The sequence below is a fragment of the Mesorhizobium sp. M7A.F.Ca.MR.148.00.0.0 genome (genome assembly GCF_003997735.1).
Taxonomy (GTDB): Bacteria; Pseudomonadota; Alphaproteobacteria; order Rhizobiales; family Rhizobiaceae; genus Mesorhizobium.
The window spans coordinates 1-611 of sequence record NZ_RZTB01000361.1 but is presented as its reverse complement, the minus strand read 5'-3'; the positions used below and the strand labels follow the sequence as shown (position 1 = coordinate 611).

The following is a 611-nucleotide window of genomic DNA, read 5'->3' as shown; positions in this document are numbered from 1 at the left end:
CTGTTCGAACAGGGCTCCTACGACCTCGTCCCGCATGACAATATGCGCAAGACCATTGCGCGGCGGCTGGTCGAGGCCAAGACCACCATCCCGCATTTCTACCTGACGCTCGACTGCGAGCTCGATGCGCTGCTGGCGCTGCGCACGCAGATCAATGCGGCAGCCCCGGTGAAGAAGACTGACAAGGGCGAGGCGCCGGCCTACAAGCTGTCGGTCAACGACATGGTCATCAAAGCGATGGCGATGGCACTGAAGGCGGTGCCGGATGCCAATGCCTCATGGACCGAAAGCGCCATGGTCAAGCACAAGCATGCCGATGTCGGCGTTGCCGTGTCGATCCCCGGTGGCCTGATCACGCCGATTATCCGCAAGGCCGACGAAAAGACGCTGTCCACCATCTCCAACGAGATGAAGGACCTGGCCAGCCGCGCGCGCAGCCGCAAGCTGAAGCCGGAAGAGTATCAGGGCGGCACCACGGCGGTGTCCAACCTCGGCATGTTCGGCATCAAGGATTTTGCTGCCGTCATCAACCCGCCGCATGCGACCATCCTGGCGGTCGGCGCCGGCGAGGAGCGGGCGGTGGTCAAGAACGGCGAGATCAAGATCGCCAC

Annotated in this window: 1 protein-coding gene; it reads left to right on the top strand. The window is 63.0% G+C overall.

The annotated features are described in order from the left end of the window. Nucleotides 1-611 (top strand): 2-oxo acid dehydrogenase subunit E2 (locus EOB49_RS34510; protein ID WP_206526201.1); only part of this gene is annotated, 611 nt, incomplete at both ends.